At 33.6% G+C, this 23,893-nt stretch carries 11 protein-coding genes, 11 pseudogenes and 1 riboswitch; of the genes and pseudogenes, 7 read left to right on the top strand and 15 right to left on the bottom strand.

Annotation, left to right across the window (positions count from 1 at the left end; translation table 11 throughout):
• On the top strand, window positions 1-590 hold a 590-nt coding region (locus ABLV90_RS00375; RefSeq protein ID WP_460871925.1), incomplete at its 5' end, for a MurR/RpiR family transcriptional regulator.
• 160 nt (window positions 591-750) lie between these two features.
• On the opposite strand, the pseudogene ABLV90_RS00380 reads toward ABLV90_RS00375, so the two are convergent.
• Together ABLV90_RS00380 and ABLV90_RS00385 are read right to left on the bottom strand one after the other, a co-directional pair.
• Window positions 751-2,167 (bottom strand): annotated as a pseudogene (locus tag ABLV90_RS00380) (alkaline phosphatase).
• Window positions 2,168-2,430: 263 nt separating this feature from the next.
• Window positions 2,431-3,829 (bottom strand): annotated as a pseudogene (locus ABLV90_RS00385) (amino acid permease).
• 348 nt (window positions 3,830-4,177) lie between these two features.
• Here ABLV90_RS00385 and ABLV90_RS00390 point away from each other — a divergent pair.
• From ABLV90_RS00390 to ABLV90_RS00400, 3 genes and pseudogenes are all read left to right on the top strand, one after another.
• A pseudogene (locus tag ABLV90_RS00390) lies at window positions 4,178-5,012 on the top strand (formate/nitrite transporter family protein).
• Window positions 5,013-5,084: 72 nt separating this feature from the next.
• Window positions 5,085-5,444, top strand: a complete 360-nt coding sequence (locus ABLV90_RS00395) for a hypothetical protein (protein WP_460871926.1) — start codon at window positions 5,085-5,087, stop codon at window positions 5,442-5,444.
• On the top strand, window positions 5,441-5,623 hold the full coding sequence (locus ABLV90_RS00400; protein WP_002506889.1) for a hypothetical protein: 183 nt from the start codon (window positions 5,441-5,443) through the stop codon (window positions 5,621-5,623). The genes ABLV90_RS00395 and ABLV90_RS00400 overlap by 4 nt, the downstream gene beginning before the upstream one ends.
• Before the next feature lie 130 nt (window positions 5,624-5,753).
• Here ABLV90_RS00400 and ABLV90_RS00405 read toward each other — a convergent pair whose 3' ends face one another.
• The 3 genes and pseudogenes from ABLV90_RS00405 to ABLV90_RS00415 form a co-directional block, all read right to left on the bottom strand.
• Window positions 5,754-5,945: a hypothetical protein gene (locus tag ABLV90_RS00405; RefSeq protein ID WP_046465888.1), complete on the bottom strand. Its 192-nt coding sequence runs from the start codon at window positions 5,943-5,945 to the stop codon at window positions 5,754-5,756.
• Window positions 5,946-5,949: 4 nt separating this feature from the next.
• Window positions 5,950-6,596 (bottom strand): annotated as a pseudogene (locus tag ABLV90_RS00410) (HAD family hydrolase).
• Between the two features lie 165 nt (window positions 6,597-6,761).
• Window positions 6,762-7,684, bottom strand: a pseudogene (locus ABLV90_RS00415) (bile acid:sodium symporter family protein).
• Between the two features lie 265 nt (window positions 7,685-7,949).
• Here ABLV90_RS00415 and ABLV90_RS00420 point away from each other — a divergent pair.
• Window positions 7,950-8,480, top strand: a complete 531-nt coding sequence (locus ABLV90_RS00420; protein WP_046465891.1) for a hypothetical protein — start codon at window positions 7,950-7,952, stop codon at window positions 8,478-8,480.
• A 76-nt stretch (window positions 8,481-8,556) separates the two neighbouring features.
• Here ABLV90_RS00420 and ABLV90_RS00425 read toward each other — a convergent pair.
• A pseudogene (locus ABLV90_RS00425) lies at window positions 8,557-10,157 on the bottom strand (alpha-glucoside-specific PTS transporter subunit IIBC).
• A gap of 221 nt (window positions 10,158-10,378) precedes the next feature.
• Here ABLV90_RS00425 and ABLV90_RS00430 point away from each other — a divergent pair.
• A pseudogene (locus ABLV90_RS00430) lies at window positions 10,379-11,145 on the top strand (MurR/RpiR family transcriptional regulator).
• 334 nt (window positions 11,146-11,479) lie between these two features.
• Here ABLV90_RS00430 and ABLV90_RS00435 read toward each other — a convergent pair.
• The 6 genes and pseudogenes from ABLV90_RS00435 to ABLV90_RS00460 all read right to left on the bottom strand — a co-directional run bounded on the left by ABLV90_RS00435 (window position 11,480) and on the right by ABLV90_RS00460 (window position 17,938).
• Window positions 11,480-11,986 (bottom strand): SRPBCC family protein, encoded by a 507-nt coding sequence (locus ABLV90_RS00435; RefSeq protein WP_046465894.1) that lies wholly within the window; start codon window positions 11,984-11,986, stop codon window positions 11,480-11,482.
• 282 nt (window positions 11,987-12,268) lie between these two features.
• Window positions 12,269-13,573 (bottom strand): annotated as a pseudogene (locus tag ABLV90_RS00440) (Na+/H+ antiporter NhaC family protein).
• A 123-nt stretch (window positions 13,574-13,696) separates the two neighbouring features.
• Window positions 13,697-13,801: riboswitch (SAM riboswitch) on the bottom strand.
• A 127-nt stretch (window positions 13,802-13,928) separates the two neighbouring features.
• Window positions 13,929-14,543, bottom strand: a complete 615-nt coding sequence (locus ABLV90_RS00445) for a flavin reductase family protein (RefSeq protein WP_460871927.1) — start codon at window positions 14,541-14,543, stop codon at window positions 13,929-13,931.
• A 70-nt stretch (window positions 14,544-14,613) separates the two neighbouring features.
• Window positions 14,614-15,503 (bottom strand): annotated as a pseudogene (locus tag ABLV90_RS00450) (SDR family oxidoreductase).
• An 85-nt stretch (window positions 15,504-15,588) separates the two neighbouring features.
• A pseudogene (locus ABLV90_RS00455) lies at window positions 15,589-16,717 on the bottom strand (amidohydrolase).
• Window positions 16,717-17,938: pseudogene (locus ABLV90_RS00460) on the bottom strand (SulP family inorganic anion transporter). The pseudogenes ABLV90_RS00455 and ABLV90_RS00460 overlap by 1 nt, the downstream one beginning before the upstream one ends.
• Before the next feature lie 367 nt (window positions 17,939-18,305).
• Here ABLV90_RS00460 and ABLV90_RS00465 point away from each other — a divergent pair.
• The gene (locus ABLV90_RS00465) at window positions 18,306-19,505 is read left to right on the top strand and encodes an IS110 family RNA-guided transposase (RefSeq protein WP_427708328.1); all 1,200 of its coding nucleotides are present in this window, start codon (window positions 18,306-18,308) and stop codon (window positions 19,503-19,505) included.
• Window positions 19,506-19,655: 150 nt separating this feature from the next.
• Here the strand turns inward: ABLV90_RS00465 and hutI are convergent, their stop codons facing one another.
• Genes hutI through ABLV90_RS00480 form a run of 3 tightly spaced genes read right to left on the bottom strand, consistent with a single transcriptional unit; the run spans window position 19,656 to window position 23,877 of the window.
• A complete protein-coding gene (gene hutI / locus ABLV90_RS00470) occupies window positions 19,656-20,894 on the bottom strand; it encodes an imidazolonepropionase (protein ID WP_460871928.1) in 1,239 nt (412 codons plus the stop codon).
• On the bottom strand, window positions 20,891-22,555 hold the full coding sequence (gene hutU, locus ABLV90_RS00475; RefSeq protein ID WP_460871929.1) for a urocanate hydratase: 1,665 nt from the start codon (window positions 22,553-22,555) through the stop codon (window positions 20,891-20,893). Before hutU ends, hutI begins: the two co-directional genes overlap by 4 nt.
• A 47-nt stretch (window positions 22,556-22,602) precedes the next feature.
• On the bottom strand, window positions 22,603-23,877 hold the full coding sequence (locus ABLV90_RS00480; RefSeq protein ID WP_460871930.1) for a YjiH family protein: 1,275 nt from the start codon (window positions 23,875-23,877) through the stop codon (window positions 22,603-22,605).
• Window positions 23,878-23,893 lie beyond the last annotated feature (16 nt).

A 23,893-nucleotide genomic window follows, 5' to 3' on the forward strand; every position in this document is an offset into this window, starting at 1 on the left:
TAAAAACAAAAATGCTATCTCGTGCAACAGACACGATGAACTATGTATCAACGTACATAGATGAATATAGTATTGACAGTATTTGTGAAACAATGAAGCGTTCAAATACAATATTCCTATTTGGTTATGGTGCTTCACTCGTCATCGTTACTGATTTATTTCAAAAATTATCCCGCATTGGACTCAATGTCCGTTTGTTACAAGAAACGCATTTATTTATGTCAACGTTAGCGACACACGATGAAAATGATTGTATTATCTTTGTAACAAATCAAGGTAATCACAGTGAAATGCAATCTATGGCTAAAGTCGCAATGGACTATAACATTCCAATTATTACAATTTCTAGTTCTAATGATAACCCAGTCGCAAAAGTTTCAGACCATACTTTAATATATGGTCAAACGGATGAAAACGAACTGCGTATGGTCGCAACAACATCACTATTTGCTCAACTTTTTACAGTAGATATACTTTACTATCGTTATATTGCATTGAATTATCAAAGTGCACTAGACTCTATTACGCAGTCTAAAATGGCTTTAGATAATTACCGTAAGCATTTATCTAAAATTCAATTTAAACATTAATCGATATGTTAAGTTGAACTATATTAAAGAAAAGCACCTATCGTCAGCATAATACGCTGTTTCGATAGGTGCTTTTTTATGAATTTGAATAAGGGACTAGTAAAACGTATAGCGATTTTTAGTCCCTTATTACAAGTTACCCTAAATATTGATATTTTGTTTATTTAGCTTCACTTTTTAAAAGTTCAAAAATGTTTTTAGCATTATCTGTATTATCTATATTTCCTTGGAATTTATCACTACCGGGACCAAACGCATATGTGTTCACGTCTTCACCTGTATGTCCGGTTGTAGTCCACCCCGTATTCGATTTATCATTGATTGGTTTTTGAATTGCATTTTGTAATTCTTGTAATTGCCCTTCATATGCCTCATCATCTTCATTTAATTTTTTCAGTTTTTCAGCTTCATCTTTAATTTTATCAATTTGAGTCGCTTCTACATCAAAACCATAACCTTCATTAATTACTTGTTCAAGCATCTTCACCTTTGGCAATTTGTTCAGTCATGTATGTGCCGCCTGAATGTTTCATATCGTGAATTACTTTAGGGTTCCAGAGGTAATCTTCACCTTTGGCAATTGATAAACCACCTGTCGAGTGATCTGCAGTTGCTACTACAAGTGTATCTTTATGTTCTTTAGCATAGTTCATGGCATAATCAAATGATTTTTCAAAACCTTCCATTTCTGACATTACACCAGTAACATCATTTGGGTGCCCCGCTTTATCAATCGAAGCGCCTTCCACCATTAAGAAGAAACCTTTATCATTTTGCTGTAATTTATTAACTGCAGTTTCTGTCATATCTAATAGTTTAGGATTTTTATCAGGTGCGTCTATTTGTAATGGCATATTTCCATCAGCGAACAAACCTAATATTTGTTTACTTGTTGATTTTTGTAAATCGGTTTTATTATCTACAACATCATAACCATCTTTTTTGAATTTATCTGTTAAATTACCATTTTCTTCACCGAAATATTTTGCACCACCACCGAGTAAGACATCTACTTTATGTTCGCCGTTAATTTTATCATTATAAAATAAAATTGTTGTGCGATTTCATCTTTTTTATCGCGTGAATCTACGTGTGATGCATAAGCCGCAGGTGTTGCATCTGTAATCTCAGCAGTTGAAACTAAACCGGTAGATTTACCATTTTCTTTCGCTTGTTCTAATACTGTTTTAACATTTTCTTTATTTTCATCTACACCTATTGCGCCATTATATGTTTTATGACCAGAACTAAATGCAGTAGCAGATGTTCGCTGAATCCGTTACATTCTCTTTTGGATCAGCTGGATTTGTACGTTGATTACCGACAAGATGTTTATCGAACGCAGTTTTTTCCATTTCTTTTGTTTCAGGATTATCTGCGAAATAACGATACGCTGAATTATAAGATGGCCCCATACCATCGCCTACTAAGAATATTACATTTTTAGGGTTTTCAGTATTTCCCATATAAGATACATCAGGTGTATCATTTGATGCTTTTCCATTACCAGAAGCATATGTTGGTTGTACATTGCCTAATGCCGAGCCAACAACAATTGCACTAGCTACAGTTACCAGTTACAGTTGCTAACTTATTAAATAGTTTCATAAATTAATAACTCCTTTGATATGTATTATTGTGCTTACATGTTAAGTGTAATCCATTAATTTTGCGTCAATATTTTAATAATGTAAATTTTCTGTAAAACAGTAGTTATACAAGCACTTATATCCACAGTTTTAGAGCTATTTTTTATAATAAAAAGGTTAGCTATTTTATAACTTAGTAGTTTCAGTCATAAAATAGCTAACCTATATTTCAGTTGAATTATCAACCTATGTTAAATTTGTTTATCTTTACCTAACTTATGATAGCCTTTTAAGAAAAAGAACATCGTCATGAATAATAAGAATACTATACCTATTACTACTGAGACTACTGTTTCTTTATTAAATAGCATACCTATCAATACGACAATAAAGAATGCCATTGTAATATAGTTAGTAAAAGCCCCACCTGGCATTTTGAATGGATGCCCTTCTATTTCTTCAGGATGATTTTTTCTAAACCTTAAGTGACTAATTAAAATCATAAACCAAGAGGCACCATGCCTGGTAATATAGATGCACTATAAACATATACAAATATACTATCTGCACCTTTAATAAATAATGGTAAAATAACGTTCAATAATGCACCGATTAAAATACCTAATGCAATTGCAATTACAGTCCAGACTGGCACACCATTTTTCATAACTTTACCAAAGAATTTAGGTAGCATACCTTTTTGAGATAAATTCAATGTCATACGACTTGCACTAAATATACCTGAGTTACAGCCAGACATTGCCGCAGTAAGTACAACAAAGTTTATTAGTCCAGCAAGCAAATGTAATACCAACTTTTGCAAATGTAGCAACAAATGGACTACCAATGTTACCTAATTGATCCCAAGGATAAACTGTAACAATTACAAAAATAGCTCCAATATAGAAAATTAATATACGCCAAATGACGCCATTAACTGCACTTTTTATATTTTTTTGTGGGTCTTTTGTTTCTCCGGCAGTGATTCCAATTAACTCTACACCTTGATATGAACCAATTACAATAGATAGTGCAAAAAAGAAGAACCCTAACCAACCATTAGGCATAAAACCACCGTGAGCCCATAAATTAGAAAGTCCAATTGCCTCTCCTCCATTACCTAACCCGAAGAAGATAATTCCAAAACCAGCAATTATCATTAAGATAATCGTTACGATTTTGATCATTGCAAACCAGAATTCAAATTCACCAAAAGCTTTAACTGACACAAGATTTGCACAAGCCAATAATACTACTACAATAACGCCTGGTATCCATTGCGGTAAATCAGGAAACCAATAATTCATATATTCTCCAACAGCTATTACTTCACTCATACCAACAACTACCCATTGGAAAATATTGCTCCAGGCTGTTAAATAACCAGCTACTGGATGTATGTAATCACTTGCAAAGTTAGCAAAGGAACCAGAAGTTGGGTGTAAATAAACCATCTCTCCCATTGCTCTCATTACTAAAAATATAAATATACCTGCAATTAAATATGCAAATATAACTGAAGGACCTGTCCATTTTATAGTGCTTGTAGCTCCTAAAAACAGACAGTCCGACTCCAATTGTTCCACCAAGTGCAATCATTCTCATCTGACGCGCACCTAGTCCCCTCTGTAACTCATTGTTCTCATTCATAATTCAAACCCCATCTCTTTCGATTATAAATAAAGATGAAACACTTATCATGTCGCCATTATACTATAAAATCTAAAAATTGGAACAATTATTTTCGATTTATGTAAGGGCTTACATTTCCGTTATTAATTGTATTTTATTTCGTCAAAAAAAGCAAAGTAATTTTATGAATTTCACTGTTTTTGATTTTTCAAATGTCATCACGATTTATTTAAAGTGATTCACAGTGGAACATACCTACTTCAAATATAATTCATAAAATTTATTATGGAGATATTGTGAATTTATTCACAAATACTGATTGTCATAGTATACTTGTCCTAATCTATCGAAAGTGAGGATACGTAATTGAATGAGAAAAACATTAAATGGGATAAAGTCTTCTATGGTAAGGCGTGGATTGATCATGTAGTTGATACGATTAGAACCAAGGATGTGTACTTCAAAGTTTTTACTTTAAACGTTATTTATTACGTGCAACCATGGTCAGCTTTATATTAGGTATTATTACTGTATTCATATTGTTGATTAAAGCTTCTCTTGGAAGCGATGTGCCCTCTGGTGTTACAAATTTAGTTTCATCCGTTGCCTTTAGTTTTGCATTAGTGCTAATACTATTCACCAATTCAGAATTATTAACAAGTAATTTTATGTATTTCACTGTTGGATTGTATTATCGTGTTATTAGCCCTATGCGTGTCTTAAAAATTTTCACCTTATGCTTTATAGGAAACGTGGCAGGAGGATTAATATTTTTCACACTCACACGACATTCAGATATTATGTCTCCGGAGATGTTCATACAGCTTGAAATTACAATAGAGCATAAACTATTTGCCGCAGGATTTTTAGCAATTTTAATCAAAGGGATATTCGCGAATTTTTTTATCAATATTTCATTAGTTATCGCCATGCAAATTGATGACATTCTAGCTAAAATGTTTGTCATGATGTTTGGCGGTATCCATATTCGCCTTTATGGGTTATGAACATGTCGTTTATAATTCTGTATTATTTGCTTGGTGGACTCGTTTATCAAAGTGATTTATTGGCAGTTATTCCTACATTAATCAATTTACTTGGTGTCGCAATTGGAAACTATATTGGCGGGGGTTTGATCATCGGATTGTTTTACGCATATTTAAATGATCATCATCAATATGACGGGCAAAGGTTGCATTAATTTTGTGACGTTCTATATTTCAAACTTTCTATGGTATAATTTTCATTAGATTTTATTACAAAGGAGTTCAACATGAATAAAATTTTACTTAAAAAAACAATTACAGTTTCTCTTATCTTTGGTGTGTTATTTTTCTTATTAAATTATGTTACTGGTTCAGATAGTTCAATTGGACAATTAATTTTAAAAAGTCTACTTGTAATTGTAGTATTTGCTATATTATATTATGTCTTATTTTCTATTGTTGATTCACCAGAACGAAAATATAAATTTGGTATCACGATTCCAATCGCATTGTTATTAGCTATTATCATATGTGCTTTAATATCTACTATAAAAGTTGGTATTATTGTCGGTTTAATTGTTGGTATCATCGTCGGTTATGTTTGGGAATATATAGAAAAAAATAAAAATGGTGGTGACAAATCATGAGTATGATTATAGGCGTTATTGTAATTATTTTACTGATTGTAAGTTTGATTCCTAATTTAAAAGCAGTAAAAGCCTCTAAAGAAACTGGGGAAAAAAATACGCGTTTTGCAATCATGGTAGGTATAGATTCAATACTACTTGTCCTCGTTGTAGCAACATTGATTTTCCAACTTTTATAATTAACAATGTTTATATTAAATATAAGCTAACATATATAATGCAGTTGAGTTCGCAACAGTGCTTTGTTTGCGTGCTAAAGGGATCCTCCATATGGAAGCTCCCTTTTTATATTTAAAATCAGGTCCAAATTTACAATTTATCTTGAAGCACAAAATAATATATTAAACTAGCGCCTAACAAATAAACCACCGTTCCTACCATAAATGATCTAAATTGTATTTTAAAAGGTATTTTTTTATTAAAAATCGGACCTAATACCAAATTACTTATCGCCAATACAATGGGTCCACCCAAGAAAAATAAAATTAAATATCCACTCATTTAATTAGCCTCTATTTTTCTCAAAGTACGTCGTAATGATTTCTTCACCGGTTAAATCTTTTCCAGTAAATGCCACTTCGCTAAAATCTTGTTTTTCTGTCATTGTATTTGTATTGACGATAACATCTAAACCAGCCTAAAACTGCGGCAGTTGCACCATTAACTGAGTCTTCGATTGCTAAACAATTTCCAGGATTGTAATTCAGTTTTTGAACAGCAGTGAGGTATGGCTCAGGGCTTGGTTTAACCGCTTCAACATCTTCTCTACCTACAACGATATCGATATAATTGCTTAATCCTAGACTTTCAAAAGCTGGTTTGATGTCAGCTCTATAGCTACTCGTCGCAATCGCCATGGGTATATGACATTTTTTGCAATAGTCCATTAACTGTTTCATTGCATCAATGATTGGCAAATCAACGCTTGTGCTACTATGTTCGACATAAATTTCCATGCTTATTTTCTTTACCTAATTGACTTTCTAAATAATGATGTAAATCCGTCGCGACTCCGCCAATAGATTGACGATAAAAATCCAATGTTATTTCAGTTAAATTATGTTTTTTCAAGTGCTTATTAATGATTTCAAATAGATGCCTTTCTGTATCAATAATCGTGCCATCAAAATCAAATATGACTGCTCTATACATAATATATCCTCCTCTGTCCACTTGTTGTTTCGTTAAATTATATTAATGCTAGCTTATCATATTTTAAAATCGAAATATGTAGTTTAGATTTTAAAATGGTAATATAGAAATTGAGGCTGAGACATGTGATATGTCCCAGCCTCATTATTTATGCTTCTAGTGTTATTACCGTTTATTCCAATATTTTGCTAAAATTGGTCCGGTAATATTGTGTACCAAACTAAATACTGCCCCAGGCACTGCCGATAAAGGACTAAAGTGTACAGTAGCTAATGTTACTGCTAACCCTGAATTCTGCATACCAACTTCAATCGAAACAGCTTTTTTATCAGCGCGTTCCATCCAGTTTAAATATATTTGCTAATGTATATCCTAATACATAACCAACAATGTTATGTAGTATGACTACTGCAAAAATGAGCAATCCTGTTTCTAGTATTTGTGATTTACTCCCACCTACTACAGAAGCGAGTATCAGTGAAATAGCAATTACAGAAACGATTGGCAATGCAGTTGCAGTCTTATCAGCGAATTTTTTAAATACTTTTTGTAATATAAAACCAATCGCAATAGGAATAAGTATCACTTGCACTACTGACCAAAACATACTCATAAATGAAACTTGTAACCATTCATGTGCGAATAAATAAATTAATGCTGGCGTTAAGAACGGAGCAAGTAACGTAGAGACGCTTGTAATAGCTACAGACAACGCAACATTCGCATTTGCTAAATAACTCATAACGTTACTTGATGTTCCCCCTGGACAACACCCAACTAATATCACACCAATTGCAATTTCTGGTGGTAATTGAAATAATTTAGCAATTAAAAAAGCCGCTAAAGGCATGATTGTGTATTGCAAAATCACACCAATTATTACTACGCACTTTGGCGATTGAAATACAATCTTAAAATCTTTCGGGTCAATGGTCAATCCCATCCCTAACATTACGATACCAAGTAAATATGGCACCCAACCACTTAACGTAGCTAACTGAGTTGGAAAAATAAAGCCAATTATTGCGACCGATTAACATCCATATCAAGAATGTGTTTGTTGCAAACTTACTCACTTTTGATAACATCTCTAAACACTTCCTCTATGTATTAATAATGAAAAATGTATCATACTTTAAACAGCTATACAACTGAATTTTCAAAATATTCCAACTTTTTAAAACCCAAAAATTTAACTTCAAAAATAATTTTCAACTTCGTTCTAAAGACCTAGTGTCAACATTTTAAAAGAGTGGTACAATTTAATAGAAATAAAAACTTGTATAATTTTAAGTGTAAAGAATATTATGATTAATATCCATATGACACTTTATATAGATATGGAGGTATAATATGTTTTTAGATAGAACGGAAACTTTTGTGTTAAATATAGGTGGACTTAACAAACGTGCCACACGTAAAAATTTAACTAAATTATGTAAGCAAATTAATTTTTGCAACTCATTCAAGTTTTCAATTTTTAAAGAAAATAACTTGTATGCATTAAAGGTCAACTTACCAAAATACCAGTTACCATATATTATTAGTTTTCTGAGCTTCCATAATTATTTAATTTATCAAATTATAGAAAGTAATCATTCTGAAAAATTATTAGATCTTGATCATTTATTGTTATCTTCTAAACGTTTTGAACTAACTATCGATGGACTTTACGACGCTTTTGTTAAAGACAAAGTCATTGATATTTTGAACTTAATCAATCAAACGGAGCATATTACATATACCTTCAATAGAGATAAAATAAATGTTTCTTGTTCTCCTAAAGTTTTCGCAAAACTCATCCAAATGATTGCTACTCATAACATTGATGTACTTGGTGCAATATATCAACCAAGATTAATGAATAAAGCTAGAATTTCGTAATTCGTTTATATAATAAAGCACAGCCCATGGAACGATTCCATACGGGCTGTGCTTATTTTTTATTATCTATTTAATCTTACTCTTCCTCGTTAACGATGTTTTCAAAGGCTTCTCTTACTTGTGGTACTGACATACCAACAACGACTTGGACATTTTTACCACTTTTAACTAATCCATGTGCCATTTGATTATGTGTGAAATAACCACTATCTTCTACTTTATCTATATCATTCACTGTTAATCTTAAGCGTGTCGTACAATTTGTTACGTCCTTGATATTTTCTTTACCACCAAGGCCTTCTAAATAATAATTTGCTTTATCTTCGTATTCATTACCAGTAGATGTTGCGTTTCCTTTGTCATCACTGCCTTTTTTACTCTTATAATCATGTTTACTATACAACTTCACGTCTTCTTCATCTTTCTTACGACCAGGAAGTGGAATATTGAATTTTAAAATTAAGAATCTGAATAAGAAGTAATAAATAGCTGTAAATACAAGACCAATAATGATTTGAATTACATATGTTAACCAATGATTTTGTGCTAAAGGTATCCAATTGGTAGCAAAGAAGTCTAATAGAACCGCCACCAAAGTTACCTACGAGGCCAAATCCATACATCAGTGTATCCATTGTTGCGACTAATAGTGCGTGCAATACAAATAAATAAGGTGCAATAAACAAGAATGTAAATTCTAATGGTTCTGTAATACCTACAACTACAGCAGTTAATGTAGTTGGGATAAGTAACAGCTGCAATTTTTTTCTTATTCTCTTTAGGTGTAGTTGAATACATTGCTAATGCAATACCTATCGAACCAAATACTTTACCATTACCTTGTAACATAAATCCATAAGGGAATTGTTCTTTCAATGACTTCGTACTCGTAGCAAATTCATTTACATGCGCAAACCACTCTGCTTTTAATCCGTGGTTTACCACTACTGGACCTACTTCAATTGGTGCATATATAAAGTGATGTAAACCTGTTGGAATAAGTACTCTTTCTAAGAAGTGATATAGCCATACCCCAATGTAACCCGATCCTATGATAAATCCTTGTAATGAAGAAATACCACCTTGAATCGTCGGCCAAACAATACACATGTTATCAATGCAATCGGCAACATAACAATAAACGAAATCGTTACTACAAATGTTAATCCTTGGAACACACCTAGCATTTCAGGCAGTTTCTTACTGTAGAACCTATTATGTATCCATGTCACAATACTAGAAATTATAATACCACCTAAAATATTGGTATCTAACGTTTCAATCCCGAGCAATTGCTTTGAGTCCAGTAACATTCTCGACTCCTTTTTCAAAATTAGCCCCAAATGTATGTGGCCATTGTGTAAGAATAGCGTTAATAAATGTATTAAACATGAGATAGCCCATTAACAGTCGCTAGTGCGGCATGACCAGGTGCTTTTTTAGCTAAAGAAAGTGGCAATCCGACAGCAAATACAATTTCCATATGATCGAATATTACCCAACCACCAGATTCTATTACGGACCATATTCTAAACCAAGTCGTCCCATCTTCTGCAATACTTCCCATTATTGCCGGATTTTTAAATAATGTAGCAAACCCTAAGACAATACCGAAGAAAGCAAACATCAGCGCACTGGAACTATCATCGCACTCCCAAATCGTTTAATTGCGTTCATAAAAATATACCCCCAAGTTCTATTAAATTTAGATAACTTACATTCAAATACTTATATGTAAACTTATCATTTTTTAGATACGTCTGTTTCAAATCTTATCTCAATACTAAAGGAAACGCTTACATATAAGCAATGGTTTGACTATATTACGAATAGTTTTGTATAATCAGATTATATTTCCAAAAGTTGAAAATATTTTCATGAAGTGCGAGGTTATCATATTGTTTTTAGATGAACGCGTTAATAATAACTTTAATAAATTAAATGAGAATGACTTACATATTGCTCATTTTATCAATACACATACGACAAAATGTAAAACAATGAAAATTCAAGACTTAGCAGAATATACACATGCTTCAAATGCAACTATTCATCGTTTTACACGTAAATTAGGTTTTGATGGTTATAGTGACTTTAAATCTTATTTAAAGTTTGAAACTGAAAAATCTCATAATCTCCCTTCAGACTCTATCGCGAAGGTTTTAAACAAGACGTCGAAAATACTTTTACATATTTAGAACGCATTGATTATAATCTTGTCACTGATAAAATCAATGAAGCAGAGACCGTCTATTTGTATGGGACAGGCGTCGCGCAAATGAATGTCGCCCAAGAAGCGCAACGTATTTTGTTAACAATTCATAAAAATATTATTGTTTTACATGATGTACACGAATTTAAAATGGTCCTTAATAGAACAACACCTACAGATATTTTCTTCATTATTTCTCTTTCTGGTGAATCTCATCAATTAACAGATATCACCAACTTATTACAGTTACGTCAAAAGTATTTTTTCTCCATAACTACTTTAAATGATAATACACTTGCTCAAAAAGCTGATTATAATATTTATGTCTCTAGCAACACTTTTTATCTTGTTGACGGTATAGATTATTCAAGCTTTATAAGTTATCACATATTTTTCGAAACATTATTGCGTAAGTTTAACGAGCGCATAGAAAAAGGTGAAATTATTTCTTAATAATTCACAAACTTTATGCTGAGCTTATTACTATTGCAATACAACTAAGCATCTCTAAGTTCAAATATCAGTACACCACACCATTAACATCTACTTATGGCGTGGTGTTATTTTAATTTGTTCTACGGTATTTTCAACCTAATTTCATACGAGACGCCTGAGAGGAACAGACATGAACCGAAGACTATATACAAGCTGAGACCATGCCCTAGGCAAGCGAGTATGAAATATATATTGTACAGTAGAAGTTATACTTGGGCGAAAGCGCACAAAAAAACTGCCAACAAAGCGACAACTTTGCTAACAGTTTATATTCACAACATCTCATTACATGTTAAAGGTCTGATTCAAATTCTTCCAATACCACTTGTAATTTATCAAATAATATTTCAAAACCATGCGCAGTAGAATCATGATATTCTTTTTTCTTCTGCTTATATTCCAGTGTTGTATATCTACGTTCTTTTGGCACAAAAGCTTTATAATTAAAAATCATTTGTGTGATGCCCGCTTCTCTTTCGAATATTTCAATTTCAATTGTATCTTCAGAATCACTTAACTCTGGCATACCAATTGTCATGACGATATATTCATACGGTGTTAACGTAATAAAAGAACCTTTTACTACATTTTCTTTCCCTTTACGAACGTCAACTATTTCATAACTTCCATTTTGTTCAGCGTTAATATGAATTGATTTATTTGTTCTATCTGTTGTCATAAACCATTGTTTAAGAAAACGTTGATCTGTCCATGCTTGATATAATAATTCTGGTTCAACTTTAAATAGTCGTTCAAGTCGAATCTCAACGTATTCATTTTCAACATTATATTTACCCACGATTGTTCACCTACTTTCACTCTTAATTCTATTCTAACCTATTCTACAAGACTTCTAAACAATAATCATATGAATCATAAAATGTTCTAGTCTTTACTTTAAAACGATCAACTTCTATATTTTATCGTCAATAGTCAGTAAACGTCAAAATTTTAAACGTCACTTCCGTAAAAACATGTATTTAAGAACTTTTTATATAAAATTACATTATATTCCAACATAATAAAAAGGGAGGTTCATCAGATACAAACAATGCACTGATTCTCCTTCCCTTTTAACCCCTTATTTTTTATTTAATCTTGGTAAGTTAAAGAAGATTGCAATCAAACCACAAACTCCTAAAATCATAGGATAAATAGAGTAAGGTAATAACTCAAATGGAGATATAGATGCCACACCTGCTGCCGCAATTAACTGTGGACTATAAGGTAAGAGTCCTTGGAAACAACTCGCAAACATATCCAAAATACTTGCAGATTTTCTTGGGTCTACATCGTATTCTTCCGAAATTTCTTTTGCTAGTGGACCAGACCATCAATATCGATATCGTATTATTCGCTGTTGAAATATCCGTCGCACTGACTAACCCAGACTATACCTAATTCTGCGCCACGTTTTGATTTCACTCTATTACGAACAAAGTGAAGTAACCATGTAATACCGCCGTTATGTTGAATAAGTGCTACAAGACCTCCGATAAGTAAGGCAATCATCGCTACGCTATATCTTCCATACCAATAATACCTTTTGAAATAGATCCTAATAATCCCGTCCAACCAAATGATCCATCTATAAGGCCAATTACTGCTGATAATGCGATACCACCTATAAGTACAATAATCACATTAATACCAATTAATGCTAATATCAGTACCATTAAATAAGGTAAGACTTTGATAATGTTATAGTCATAACTTTTAGTTGCATCAATTTGTGCTCCATTTGTTAAAAACCACAAAGCTATAATCGTAAATATAGCACCTGGCAACACAATTTTAATATTCACTTTAAATTTATCACTCATTTTTGTTTTTTGAGTACGTACAGTCGCGATTGTTGTATCTGAAATCATTGATAAATTATCACCAAACATTGCACCACCTACAACCGTAGCCATCGTAATAGTCTGCTGAGACATCAGTTGCTTGACTCAATCCAAATCCAACAGGCGCTATTGTCGCTACTGTACCTACAGAGGTACCCATTGAAAGCGAAACAAACATACAAATAATAAATAAATAAGCCTACGATAATTAAATTTTCTGGAATAAGTGACAATCCTAAATTAACTGTAGATTGCACGCCACCCATGTCTTCAGTAGTTTGAGAGAAGGCTCCGACCAGTATAAAGATGAGCATCATTAAAATAATATTTGAATGACCCGCGCCTTTTGTGAAGACTTCCACTTTTTTATGAAACGTTTCTTTTCTATTTAAAATCAAAGCTACAATAGATGCTACTAAAATTGCTACATTTAAAGGCATTGTTGAAAAATCACCTGTACCAATACCTACACCTAAAAATAAGCCTACAAATACGAGCAATGGAATCAATGCCCAAGCGTTACCTTTCTTTGTCTTCTCCATACAAAACCAACTTTCTATAAGGGTAAAAGCGTGAAATTTACTCATCGCTATTTCTTTGTGTTTCCTTTTTGAAAATAAAAAAACTCTTTTCTATTGAAGAAAAGAGTAAACGTTGTGTTTTCATTCTTATCTTCTAGCATACATTTATGCTACTGGAATTGGCACACGCATCATCATCATGTTGCCGAAGTATCGACGGGCCAGTCCCTCCACTTCTCTAGATAAGTTATTAAATTGTTCTATTACAGTACATTTTCAACTGTAATCCGTCAAATACTGATTTAGCTTAATACGTTAAAGCACGTTTGTCAACATTACTTTGCAATCATACGCTATATACAAAAAGTGCGACACCTTATTCAATAGGTCGCACAATCGTAAATGTTTCTCCTAACGACGCATAGTCATTGCCGGCTAAGCGCGAGACAGTCGCTAATGCCTGAGCATCAATTTTACTATCTTCAAAGTATACATCATCATCGATATGGAACATAACGACTTCACCAATAATTAAATCAGAACCTTCTTGTGGATCGCCCAATGGAATAATTCTGTTTAATTTACATTCCATGCGGACTTTTGCTTGTTGTATCCCTGGGACAGAAACAAGTTCTGAATCAATACATGTTAAATTTGTTCTTTCTAGCTCATTACGCTTACGCTCTATTGGTGTCGCCGTTTTATTAACAACTTCTTCAACAATTGTTTCATCAGTAATATGAACGACAAATTCTTCGGTTTCTTCGATATTTACTGAGGTATCTTTTCGTTCACCTTCTGAACGGACCGTAGAAATCATAATCATTGGCGGTGCGCTATTCACTATATTAAAGAAACTGAATGGCGTCGCATTTAAATGACCTGATTTATCTTGAGAAGTAACAAATGCAATCGGTCTTGGAATTATACTCCCACTCAATAATTTATAATTTTGTTTTTTAGAGAGTGTATCTGCTTTAAATTGTTTCATATTTTATTACCATACCCTTCAAAAAATAAAAGCTAGATAATCTATAAGAGATTACTAACTTTTGATATCATTAGTCTAACTGAGTTCCGCCTGTTACACCATAAACTTGCCCAGTCGTATAACTCGACTCTTCAGCGACTAAATGTACATATACTCCTGAAAGTTCAACAGGTTGCCCTGCTCTACCTAACACTTCTTTTTGACCAAATGTAGGTATCTTCGATTGTGGTTGTCCGTCCGCCAGATATTTGTAGGGGTGACCAAAATGGCCCAGGTGCTACACAATTCACACGAATACCTTTGGCACCTAATTCTTCTGATAAACTTTTAGTTAATGAAATGATTGCTCGCTTTTGAGGCTGCATAATCATGTAGGATAGGACTTGGATTATACCCTTGCACGGATGATGTTGTCGTAATTGTAGCACCCGGTTGTAAATAATCTAGTGCTTTTTGAACTGTCCAAAATATAGGATAAACGTTTGTTTCAAATGTTTCAGTAAATGAAGCTGTATCGAAACTTTTTAAATCATCTCTGTATTGTTGGTGTCCTGCTACAAGGGTTACATTATCTAAACCACCTAATTCATTATAAGCTTGCTCAACTAAATCATAGTTAAATTGTTCATTTCGGAGATCTCCTGGTATTAAAACAGCTTTTCTACCTGCTAATTCAATCACTTCTTGTACTTCTTCGGCGTCTGCTTGTTCTTCAGGAAGATAATTTATCGCTACATCTGCGCCTTCTTTCGCATACATACGCTATAGCATGACTCTTCCAATGGCAGAATCTCCACCCGTCACTAACATTTTATAATCTGTTAATCTACCATAACCAATATATGAAGTTTCCCCACAATCTGGTTTAGGTTCTAATTCTTTTTGTAAACCAGGAAGCGTTTGTTCTTGTTTTGGAAAATCTTCATTTGAAAATTTTGTTCTTGGATCTTGGGTCGCCATAATACAACACTCCTTAAATAATTATTATATCTATACATTACCCAAATTTTATAGGAGTTAATACATATACAAAGTGTTTAACAACTTATACTTCGTTCAATAATTTTTGAACAAATGTAACAAAATACTCAGGCACTTTTTCTAGAATACGTTCATCTGGGTCATACTTAGGGTGATGTAAATCATATTCACTATTCGACCCAATGAATGCAAAGACACTTGGATATTTATTTGCAAAACCAGAAAAGTCTTCGCCAATTGTTAAAGGTTTATCCATAACTTCTACATTATATCCAACTTGTTTGGCTACTTCGAGATAGCGTCATTCGTTAATTTTTCATCGTTTTTAACGGCACCTGGTAAACGATGATATAGTGTTTCTATTTCGACATCAAAGGCTTCTGCAAGTCCACTTCCAATTGCTCTAAGTCGTTCTTCAATATAAACACGTTTATCTTCATCAAAGCTTCTCACAGTACCTTGGACGTACGCTTGATCAGCAATAACATTCCATGTATTGCCACTAGATACTTCACCTATAGTTACGACTGCGCTATCAAAAGCAGATAAATTTCTACTTACAATCGATTGAACACTATTAATTAATTGTCCTAGAACGATGACAGGGTCGTTACCCTGTTCTGGTTTAGCGACATGCGCACCTGTACCTTTTATTTTAAATTCAAAACGGTCTACAGACGATGTAATTACACCCGACTTCACTGCAAATTCACCCACATCTAACGACGGATAATTGTGATAGCCTAATACAGCTTTTGCGCCATCAATCGCTCCTGATTCAGTGATATGTAGTGCCCCATAACCCAGTTCTTTTCTGCAGGTTGAAAAATAATACGGACACGTCCTTTTAATTGGCTTTCAATATCTTTAAGTCTTGTTGCTACCGCTAATATACTGGCCATGTGTATATCATGTCCACATGCATGCATCACACCTTCATTCGTTGAAGTGAATTCATGTACCACTTGCTCATGGATAGGCAAAGCATCAATGTCTGTTCTTACAGCCACGAATGTTTCACCTTGTCCCACTTCAGCAACTAAACCAGTCTCTAGTGGTAAATCAATTATTTTAATATCATACGCTTCTAATATTCGTTTCAATCTTTTTGTCGTCTCATATTCAGCATCTGAAAGTTCAGGGTATTGATGTAATGTTCTTCTCCAATTCACATAATCTTCATATTGTGGCATTATATGTCACGTCCTTTCTTATTAATAAAACGGTAAATCATGTAATAACTTATTGTTACAACAACGACGCCTAAGGCAAGGTTATTCGTAATTAAAATAATTACTACGGTAGAAATAATTAAAATGCTATTTAACAACAAGGGTGCTTTGCGAATAAATGGCAACGTTCGTCTATCAAACGTACCAAGTGAAATCGTGATTAACACAGTGGCTAACACGGCCATAGGTATGCGTCCGATAATCTCTCCAAAAATAAATAAACATATCAATAAAAAGCTGCCTGTGATGAAAGTCGACAACCTTGAATTCGCACCCATTGCTACGTTAAAGCGCGATTGCCCAACAAGTGCACTACCGCCAAACCCTCCAAACAAGCCAACGATAAAGTTCGCGATGCCTTGACCAATAGATTCCTTATTCTTATCACTGGTTGTCGAAGTTACAACATCAACCATTTGCGCAGTTAAAGTCGTTTGTATCACGGCTACAATAGCCATTGCTATACCATAAAGTAATGCAATCATCACTATATTCAAATCACTTATTTCATTTGGTATGGAAGGTATTGGCATTTTTATATGTATTGAAGCCATATCAGAAACATATTGAATGTTTGGTTTCATCACTCCTGCAAGTAACGTCAATATAATAATAGCTATTAAAGGTGCTTGGTATAAGTTTGATATATCGCCCTGCCGACCAAATAATAAGGAATGAAGCAATTGCAAACACATATGTCGAGGCTGAAATGTTAAATATATGCTTTAATTGTGATGTAAACAATAATAAACCTAATGCATTCATAAAACCAATGACTACACCCGTAGGTATGAAGTCTAACAATTTATTTATGTGACAATATCCCAATATAATTTGTATGACACCCATAAACAATGTAGCTAAAATAAGCGCGTTTAGACCATGACTTGCCATTAATGGTGCAACTACTAGTGACACACCACTACTTGGCGCTGAGACCATCAACGTTCTATTCCCAGTAAAGCTCAACACGAGCATCATCAAACCAGTACTTAACATGCCTATCGTTGGGCTTACGCCGGCGATGAAAGAGAATGCAATTGCGCCTGGAAGTAATGCAAGGGCAAGTAATATACCTGTGAGCATATTTTGACTTAAATCCCCGCTCCATTGTTTAACATAAGTAGTTTGCCCCACATTCGATGTCACCTCCCATGTATGCTTTAAATAACATGGTACCATAATTGTCGAAATATTTAATCAACTCAAACTTAATTTGTTTTACCCTTAAAATGAAGCGGGATAGATATCAAATTTGATTTCGTATTCCCGCCCTATAAGATTGATTAGAAAAAACATACTAAGATTAGCTGTGAAGAAATCTATGACGATAGATTTTTTCACAGCTATTTTTTATAGTTGTAGAGAGAAGTAGATCGAGCAGACTCTTGGATTTTAAATCCGTACTAAAAACTGATCAGCTTTACTCTCGCCTTTTGAAATTCGATTGTAGTATGTTGGGTTCTTGAAACCGTGTATAGGAAAGTGAAATGAGAAAGGTTAAGTAAAGTTTTCGCTTCTCAAACTTTTTTTAGGAGGTTTGATTTATATCGAATACTTAGGAATTGATATTAGTAAAAAAGATAGTGTAATTGCCCACTATTCTGAAAAGCAATTTGTTAAAGAATTTACAATGCAAAATAACCAAAATGGATTTAACCATTTACTTAAATATTTGAAGCAATTTCATGATATGTGTCTCATATTTGAATCGACTGGAATTTATTCAAGAGCTATGGCTAAGTTTTGTAAGACAAATCATATTAATTTCGTTGAAATTAATCCGTTAGAAGCAAAGTTTAAAACAAGTTCTTTAAGGTCCTGGAAAACGGATAAGTCTGACGCTCACAAGTTAGCTCTATTAGCACCAAATCTTTCAAAAAAGAGTATGAAACAATCAGATAGTTATATTTATTTTGAATTAAGAGAAAGAGCTCGATTTCATCTTGAAATCGAAAATAATCAAAATCGTTTAAAAATAGAATTGATTGAAGTGCTTCATCAAACTTTTCCCGGATTAGAAAATCTTTTTAAAAATCGCTATTCTATAATTGCCCTTAATATTGCGGAATGCTTTTCTCATCCAGACTTTGTGCTTCAAAAAGCCCCACACACATTAACTTTAGATATACTTAACTCAACAAATAAAGGTATGTCTCTAGAAAAAGCAGACAAGTATTCAACACTTTTACTTCAATTAGCGAATAAAAGTTATCCAAATGTAGAAGCAGAATCATTTTTAGTCCAAAAAGTTCAAATTATTACTCAACAATTAAAATTTTCTATTCAACAGATGAATAAGCTAGATAATGAGATGATTGATTTAGCACGAGAATTAAATTGCTTTCAAAATATTATTTCTATTCCAGGTATAGGAGAATTAACAGCGGCGATGATTATTGGAGAATTGGGAGATATTTCTAACTTTCACTCTCATAAACAATTAAACGCATTTGTAGGTATTGATATCAAACGATATCAATCTGGGTTAACGCATTATAGAGACACAATTAATAAACGTGGAAACAAAAAAGCACGTCGTTTATTATTTTTGGTTATATGTAATATATTACGTGGTCAACACCGTTTTGAAAATCATATAGTAGATTATTATTATAAATTAAGAAAGCGACCTAATGAGAAATCTCATAAGACTGCAATAGTAGCTTGTATGAACCGCCTATTGAAAACAATTCATTATTTAGTTACTAATAATAAGTTATATGATTATCAAATGTCCCCACATTAAAACAATCATACAATCAAATATATATTAACACCTTATTTTAAAAAATAAAATCATAAGGTCTATTTTAGTATGCCTTTTTTAAATACTAGTACTTGACTAATCGTAGGAAATGAGTCTGAGACATAAATACATGTCCCAGACTCAATGTTATTAGTTATTTAACTTAACTTGGTTATCAACCAGTAATTTGCCATCTTTAATTACTTTTTCAGCATGGTTTATACCATAATGATACGGAATATACTCATGGTTTGGTGCATCCCAAATGACAATATTGGCTTTGTCACCTTTATTAATTGTACCAGCGTCAACATCAATTGCTTTCGCCGCATTTACCGTAACGGCATTCCAAATTTCATTTGGTGATAATTTTAATTTCAATGCGGCAATCGACATCACAAGTTGTAAGTTGTTTGTTACACAACTTCCTGGATTAAAGTCTGTTGCAATTGCGATAGCCCCATCATTATCTAACATCCCTCTAGCATCTGCGTATTGTTCTTTTCCTAAATAAAACGTTGTACCTGGTAATAATACAGCTACTGTATCGCTATCTTTAAGTTTCGCTTTGCCTTCTGTACTGGATGCTACTAAATGATCTGCAGAAATTGCGCCTTCATCAATTGCTAATTCAAGACCACCTAATGGATCAATTTCATCCGCATGAATTTTAACATCAAAGCCTAGATCCTTTGTCGCTTGCATATATCTTCTGGATTCTTCTACTGTAAATACGCCTGTTTCGCAAAAGATATCTGCAAAATCAGCATACTGTTTAACTTCAGGTAATAAATCAATCATTTCTTGTAAAAAGGCTTGATTAGATTTCGCATCTTTTGGTACTGCATGTGGACCTAGGAAAGTATGTTTCATATCTAAGTTATATTTATCTGCTAAACGCTTAGATACACGTAGTTGCTTGAGTTCACTTTCTTTATCTAAACCATAACCACTCTTACTTTCAACAGCTAAAACCCCGTGTTGTATCATCGTTAACAAATTCTTTTCAGCTTTTTTAAACAGCTCTTCTTCAGTGGCATTTCGCGTTGCTTCCACTGTGGATAAAATACCTCCACCTTGTTCAAGTATTTCTAAATATGAAACGCCTTGTCTTTTAAGCGACATTTCATGTTCTCTTGAACCACCATGAACTAAATGTGTATGTGCTTCAACAAGTGATGGTGATACAACTTTTCCTGTAGCGTCGATTGTTTCCTTCGCCTCATATTCATCTGTATGGGCGCCTGAGTAAACCACTTTGCCATCTTTAACAACTACCGTTCCATTTTCAACGATTTCTAATTTGTCTAAATCTTTTCCTTTTAAAGGACGCTCTGTAGATTTTGGTAAAATTAATTGTTTAATATTTTGTATAATTAAATCATTCATTTTTTATCTCCTTTACCCGTAATCATTGGAATTTTGATACCTTTTTCTTTAGCAACATTAATTGCTGATTCATAACCTGCATCTGCATGTCTTACAACACCCATACCCGGATCTGTCGTTAATACACGTCCTAAACGACGATCTGCGCGTTCTGAACCATCAGCGACAATGACCATACCAGCATGTAATGAATAACCCATACCTACACCACCGCCATGATGGAACGAAATCCATGAGCCACCAACTGCTGTGTTAATTAAAGCATTTAATACTGCCCAATCTCCCACAGCATCTGAACCATCTTTCATGCCTTCTGTCTCACGGTTTGGACTCGCAACAGATCCTGAATCAAGATGGTCACGACCAATAACAACTGGTGCAGAAATTTCTCCGTCACGAACTAAACGATTTAAAGCTAAGCCCATTTTGGCACGTTCTTCATAACCTAACCAAGCTATACGAGAAGGTAATCCTTGGAATGCAATTTTTTCTTGAGCTAAATCTAACCAGCGAATGAGCTTTTCATTATCTGGGAATAGTTTTCTCATTTCTTCATCTGCACGTTCGATATCTTTAGGATCTCCACTTAAAGCCGCAAAACGGAATGGTCCTTTGCCTTCACAGAATAAAGGTCGGATATAAGTCGGTACAAATCCTGGGAAATCAAAAGCGTTTTCTAAGCCATTATTATAGGCAACTTGTCTAATATTATTCCCATAATCAAAAGCAACTGCACCATTTTTTTGGAATTCGATCATTAACTCAACATGTTTTCTCATTGAATCTTGCGATAACGCAACGTATGCTTTAGGATCTTTATCACGTAACGCTTTTGCTTCCTCTAAAGAATAACCTTGTGGAATGTAACCGTTCAATGGATCATGTGCACTTGTCTGGTCAGTAACAATATCAATTTTAAATCCTTTATCTAAAATGGCTTTGTGTGTATCTACAGCATTACCAACAAGTCCGATAGATAATGGTTTGCCTTCTTGTCGTGCTTCTTCGGCTAAACGTAAAGCTTCATCTAAATCATGTGTCTTCACATCGCAATAACGCGTTTCTATACGTTTATCAATACGTGTCTCATCAACATCTACACCGATTACAACACCGCCATTCATTGTAACGGCCAGAGGTTGCGCACCACCCATGCCACCTAGACCGACTGTTAAAGTCACTGTCCCATTTAACGTGCCATCGTAATGTTGATTAGCAAGCTCACCAAATGTTTCATAAGTGCCTTGAACAATACCTTGGGAACCAATATATATCCAGCTACCTGCTGTCATTTGTCCATACATCATTAAACCTTTTTTATCTAATTCGTTAAAGTGATCCCAATTTGCCCACTCTGGTACAAGCACTGAATTTGAAATTAATACACGCGGTGCTTCTTCATGTGTTTTAAATACAGCAACTGGTTTTCCGGATTGCACTAACATTGTTTCATCCGCTTCTAATGAACGTAACGTCTCTTCTATCGCTTCAAATGCTTCCCAATTTCTAGCCGCTTTACCAATACCGCCATATACAACTAAATCTTCAGGACGTTCAGCTACTTCTGGATCTAAATTGTTATACAACATTCTAAGGACTGCTTCTTGTTCCCAGCCTTTACATTCAATATCTAAACCTTTTTTTGCTACTATTTTTCTCATGAAAAATCACTCCTCATTTTAATTAATTAACCTTTGTTTAATAAATCTTAAAATAACCATAATGCGAATGGTATCGTGATGAGTAAAGTAAGTACTACTCTTTCAAACCATATCAAGACCAATTTACCAACTGATATTTTTATCTCAGTTGAAAGAATCACAGGCACCACACTCGAGAAAAAGATAATTGCCGAAACACTCATTACGCCTACTATAAATCTCGTAGCTAAATCAGCAGTTTGTGCAATCGTCGCAGGCAACAGCATTTCAACAATCGAAATGGTTGAGGCTTGTGCTAATATTGCTACATCTTGGACTGGGAATATACTTATAAATGGATAAAATATATAAGATACATATTCGATTATCGGTGTATATTCAGCAATAATTAGACCTAAGAAGCCGATAGACATAATAGAAGGCAATATCGCAATTGTCATTACGACGCCGTCACGTAAATTTTCACGTACATTTCCTATTAGTGAGTCAGCATTTTTAACAGCTAATTTAGCTTCTAACCAAGACTCTTTTAATAAAGGCATATTTCTGCGTTTTTCTTCTTTATATGGTTGGTTCTGATATGTCGTGTTTTTCTCAAATCTTATAGGTGGGAGTTGTACGGTAATGGCAGTAACTATAAAAGTCACTGCAAGTGTGAACCAAAAGTAAAGGTTCCAATGTTCGATAATACCTAGTGTATTAGCTACTATAATCATGAAAGTAGCAGATACAGTTGAAAAACCTGTCGCAACGATAACTGCTTCTTTATGCGTATAGCCGCCTTTCTTATAGACTTTATTTGTAATTAATAAGCCAATTGAATAACTCCCTACAAACGAAGCAACCGCATCAACTGCTGATTTACCTGGCGTTTTAAAAATAGGTCTCATTACTGGTCTCATAATTACGCCAATAAATTCTAATAAACCGTAACCCACTAAAAATGTTAATAAAATAGCTCCTACTGGGATTAACACACTTAGTGGTATCGCTAATTTATCGTATAAAAAAGGTCCAATACTTTCTTTCAATACAAATCCTGGTCCAAAATCAAAGACAATCATGAAAGCAATGAAGACGCCTAGTACTTTAAATAAGCTAAATATAATATCAGTTTTTGATTTGTTCCACTTTTTATTAATAAATGGATGTAATGCACCTATAATGATTAAAAGTAATACATAATATGGCAAAATTGGATTCACCAAATATGTAATCCACTGAACAATATGATCAATCAGAATTGTTGATTTACCATTAATCGTTATAGGTACAAAGAAACATATAATGCCAATCAAGCTATAAATGAAAAATTTCCACATGTACTTCACGCCCCTA

The organism is Staphylococcus sp. 2S1, from assembly GCF_046721335.1.
In the GTDB taxonomy this organism is placed as follows: domain Bacteria; phylum Bacillota; class Bacilli; order Staphylococcales; family Staphylococcaceae; genus Staphylococcus; species Staphylococcus equorum_A.